The following is a 4,640-nucleotide window of genomic DNA, read 5'->3' as shown; positions in this document are numbered from 1 at the left end:
TTCAAATCATCGTTGGTTTAACGGTGCCACAAGTTCGCGAAGATATGAGCCAACTGATAAAAGCTTAACCCCCAAACTAATGCTCCAGCTCATATGGCTCAAAGGTGAGATATAATTATCTCACCTTTTTTGTGTACATGAAGCATATTTCGCGCAGTTTCCACGAAAGTGGGGAGGAGTTATCGAGCGAGCTAAAAATACAGTTAGGTTATACCCGTCTGTATTGTTGGAAGACTTGTTGAGTCTCTAATTGACAGTGGCGCCACTTTCTATGTTGAAAAGCGTTTTAATTTCTTCCAGCACTTCTGGGTTAGCAATAGCACCAATGTTTTTTACAGCTTGTCCGTTTACCAATTGTTTCACTGCTAGCTCAACCAATTTGCCTGAGCGCGTTTTAGGAATATCACTGATGGCAAAAATTTGTCGTGGGACATGGCGCGGTGAACATTTTGTTTTCAATGTTTGGCGAATTGAATCGGTGAGTTGTTGGGTTAACTCGACGTTGTGAGCGAGTTTTACTAGTAACCAGATTTCTTCAGACTGCTGGTTTAACTTGCCGACAGCGATGGAGTCTTCAACCTCGGGTAACGCGCTCACTTGCTGATAGATTTCAGCGGTACCGATGCGTACGCCGCCTGGATTTAAGGTTGCGTCACTACGGCCATAAAAAATGAAGCCGCCATGTTCGGTTTGCATCACATCGTCGCCATGGTGCCAGATATCGGTAAACTTGCTCCAATAAGCGTTGTGATAGCGTTCGCCGTTGTCGTGCCAGAAGCCAATAGGGAAGTTAGGTAGTGAGTTATTGCAAGTTAGTTCGCCGCGTTGCTGTGTAATGGTTTTTCCCTCGTCGTCCAAAACACGCACGTCGATTCCCAGCCCTGCGCCTTGGCATTCACCTTTGTAAACTGGTGAGATAGGGTTTCCCAGTACAAAGCATCCGCAAATATCCGTGCCGCCAGCGATAGAAGCGAGATGCAAGTCCTGCTTGATGTGCTGATAGACATAACTAAATTGTTCTGGGTAAAGCACCGAACCAGTTGAGCAAAGAGTTTTGAGTGACTTCAGGTTATGTTCTAGTTTTGGAGAGCAGTTTGCCTGTTCCAGTGCTTCTAAGTATTTCGCTGAAGTACCAAACAGCGACACGCTATGTTCTTCTGCTAATTGCCATAAGACGGAGTGATCAGGGTAAACCGGACTACCGTCGTAAATCACTAAGGCTGCACCACTCGCAAGAGCGGAAACATGCCAGTTCCACATCATCCAACCACATGTTGTGTAGTAGAAAACCTTGTCTTGCGATTTGATGTCGCAATGCAGTTGATGTTCTTTGAGGTGATTGAGCAAGGTAGCGCCTGCGGAATGGACAATACACTTAGGTTGACCTGTTGTACCAGAAGAATACAAAATTAATAACGGGTCATTAAACAGCGTTGGTTGATATTGAATTGATTGTGGAGAAAAGTGGTGAGTAATATCGGACCAAGAAACAAACTCAGAAGTGCTAGCACTCTCAGCGTTTTGTAAATATTCGATTTGGCATACGCTAATAGTAGTCTCTTCGGAGGCACTGCTTAACTTACTACTAAGAGTGGTGTTCTTGTTCGTCATATCGAAAGCTTTGCCTCCGAACTGGTAGCCATCACAGCAAAAAAGAACTTTCGGTTTGACCTGACCAAAACGCTCTACGACGCTATCGATACCAAAATCAGGAGAGGTTGAAGTCCAAATGGCACCAAGACTGGTGGTGGCCAGCATGGCAATAACGGTTTCAGGAAGGTAGGGCAAATAACCCGCAACGACATCGCCTTTACCGACACCACAATTGAGTAGCCATTGTTGAATGGCAGAAACTTGTTCAAGCAACTGTTTACCGGTGAGTTGTCGGTGTTCACCGCTTTCATTGCTAAAAACAATAAACTCACGCTCTGGTGATTGTTCAGCCTGAGATAGGAGGTTCTCTGCGTAGTTCAGCGTGGCGTCAGCAAACCATACTGTGTCTCTATTTACATGATGATGATTAGAACCTGTTGGTGTCCATTTGGGACTGCCAAGGCTCTTGACTTGCGAACCTATATCTCCGATTACGTTGCAAAACTGCCAAGTATGTCGCCAAAATTCATCATTGTGCTCAATGGACCACTGGTGTAGAGACGTGTAATTGTTGATTACGGTACCTTCGGCTTTGTCTTTATTAACCTTTTCGATGAACCGTAATAAGTTGCTATTGCTGACGCGCTCAGCAGATGGTGACCAAATAGGTGCAGAATTTGGCATAGGTCCCTCTAATTTCAATTCTTTTGAATATGACCAAAAACAAAATAAAGGGGCGAACATAGCAGTGTTCGCCCCTTATCTGATCGTTTAAAGTTGTTCGGCAAGCTGAGGTAGTACCTCAAATAAATCACCAACCAATCCATAGTCGGCAACTTCAAAGATAGGAGATTCTGGATCTTTGTTGATCGCGACAATCACTTTGGATTCCTTCATTCCTGCAAGATGCTGGATGGCACCGGAAATCCCAACCGCTATATAAAGCTTAGGTGCAACGATTTTACCGGTTTGACCCACTTGTAAGTCGTTGGCAACAAACCCGGCATCAACCGCCGCGCGAGAAGCGCCAATGGCAGCACCTAGTTTATCGGCCACTTGTTCGAGCAACGCGAAGTTCTCTTTGCTACCGACCCCGCGTCCACCTGACACAACCACCTCTGCCGCGCTTAATTCAGGACGTTCTGACACGGTTTTATCGACAGAAACCAATTCAACCATTGGAGCTGAGATAGTGACCTGCTGATGCTTAATATCAGCTTGGTTGTGACAAGTAACCGGCTCAAACGCAGACGCGCGCACGGTGATGACGCGAACCTTGTCGCTGGTGGTCACTTTGGCAAATGCGTTTCCTGCGTAAATAGGGCGGATAAAAGTGTTTTCATCGATAACTTGGACAATATCGGAAATTTGCCCAACGCCGAACTTCGCTGCTACTCGAGGTGCAAGGTCTTTCCCTTTTGATGATGAGCTAGCCCAGATTGCGTCAAAACCTTCAGCAATACTCACTACAATAGGTGCGATACTCTCGGCAAATTGATGCTTAAGTTGCTCATCATCGACACAAATTACGTTTGATATACCATCAACGCGACAAGCTTGCTGAGCGACTTCTTCACACTGGTGGCCCACTACGATCAAAACATTGTCTTGGCTGACTTGTTTTGCTGCATTAACCACTTTGAGTGTGTCCGCATGCAATTGGTTATTGTCATGCTCTGCTATGATTAAGTTCTTCATGAAATCACCTTCGCTTCGTTACGCAGCTTATCGAGAAGCTCTGAGACAGATTCAACCTTGATGCCACCTTTTCTTTGCGCTGGCGGTGTGATTTCTTGAATGGTTTGGCTAAATACCACTTCAACACCCAGACTGTCAGGTGTGATGGTATCTAACGGCTTGCGCTTAGCTTTCATGATATTAGGCAAAGAGGCAAAACGCGGTTCATTCAGGCGTAAGTCAGTACTGATCACCGCAGGTAAGTTCATCGCGACCGTCATCAAGCCGCCGTCCACTTCTCTCACGACCTGAACTTTTTGATCTTCAATCTTCACGTCGGAAGCGAAAGTTGCTTGAGGCCAGTCAAGTAGGGCGGCCAGCATCTGAGCCACTTGGTTGTTGTCCGTATCAATGGATTGTTTACCCGTAATCACAAGCTGTGCTTGTTCTTGCTCAACTAGAGCTTTGAGCAGCTTAGCAACAACTAATGGCTCTATTTTGTCTTCAGTATCGACATGAATAGCGCGATCGGCGCCTAATGCAAGCGCGGTACGTAGTTGCTCCTGACACTGGCTACCGCCAGCACTGACAACGATGACTTCATCTGCAATACCTTGCTCCTTTAGTCGTACGGCTTCTTCAACGGCTATTTCGCAAAATGGATTAATCGTCATCTTGACGTTATTGGTTTCAACATCGCTATGGTCCGCTTTCACGCGAACTTTAACGTAGGGATCAATGACCCTTTTGATTGGCACTAGTATTTTCACGTTAGATTCCTTTTACAGTGAAGACTATGTGTTTACAGTGAAGACGATGTGATGACGTCTTTAAAATGATGTTAATTTACCTTTACGTTTGCGTCAACTTTAAATATATTGTTGATTAACAAGTTGGCAACATGCAAAGAAAAAGGAATGCAATCATGGAAAGAGACTGCATGGAATTTGATGTTCTGATTGCAGGCGCTGGTCCCGCAGGTTTGTCTGCGGCATGCCGAATCAAACAATTAGCAGCAGAAAAAAAACAAGACCTCTCTGTTTGCGTGGTAGAAAAAGGTTCTGAAGTTGGAGCGCATATTTTATCGGGTGCGGTGTTTGAAACGCGGAGTTTGGATGAGCTTTTTCCCGACTGGGAAGAGAAAGGCGCTCCGCTCAATACCAAAGTAAACCAAGATAAAACCTACTATCTAGGCAATGACATCAATGGTCATGAACTGCCGTCTTGGGCGGTGCCTAATACGTTACATAACAAAGGTAATTACATCATAAGTTTGGGCAGTCTATGCCGATGGATGGCGTTGCAGGCTGAGAACTTGGGGGTGGAGGTCTACCCAGGTTTTACCGCCAGTCAAGCGATCATCGATGAAG

The 4,640-nt window shown here is 45.5% G+C and carries 4 protein-coding genes; 1 reads left to right on the top strand and 3 read right to left on the bottom strand.

Translation table 11 applies throughout. The annotated features are described in order from the left end of the window. Positions 1-246: 246 nt before the first annotated feature. The 3 genes from CAG69_RS02645 to CAG69_RS02635 all read right to left on the bottom strand — a co-directional run bounded on the left by CAG69_RS02645 (position 247) and on the right by CAG69_RS02635 (position 4,040). Entirely contained in the window at positions 247-2,277 is a 2,031-nt protein-coding gene (locus CAG69_RS02645) for an acetoacetate--CoA ligase (protein ID WP_161442615.1), read from the bottom strand. A gap of 87 nt (positions 2,278-2,364) precedes the next feature. Continuing rightward, positions 2,365-3,291 carry an electron transfer flavoprotein subunit alpha/FixB family protein gene (locus tag CAG69_RS02640; protein ID WP_161442613.1) on the bottom strand — a complete coding sequence of 309 codons (927 nt, stop codon included), beginning with the start codon at positions 3,289-3,291 and terminating at the stop codon, positions 2,365-2,367. Then, complete coding sequence (locus tag CAG69_RS02635) at positions 3,288-4,040, bottom strand: electron transfer flavoprotein subunit beta/FixA family protein (RefSeq protein WP_042523555.1); 753 nt, start codon at positions 4,038-4,040, stop codon at positions 3,288-3,290. Before CAG69_RS02635 ends, CAG69_RS02640 begins: the two co-directional genes overlap by 4 nt. A 155-nt stretch (positions 4,041-4,195) precedes the next feature. Between CAG69_RS02635 and CAG69_RS02630 the strand changes: the two genes are divergently transcribed. Further along, the coding region (locus CAG69_RS02630) for an NAD(P)/FAD-dependent oxidoreductase (protein WP_161442611.1) at positions 4,196-4,640 on the top strand (445 nt) is incomplete at its 3' end.

This window comes from Vibrio sp. V43_P6S15P86 (assembly GCF_009904725.1).
Lineage (GTDB): Bacteria > Pseudomonadota > Gammaproteobacteria > Enterobacterales > Vibrionaceae > Vibrio > Vibrio diabolicus.
Note: the sequence above shows the minus strand (reverse complement) of the source record. Positions and strands in the feature narration are given on the sequence as shown.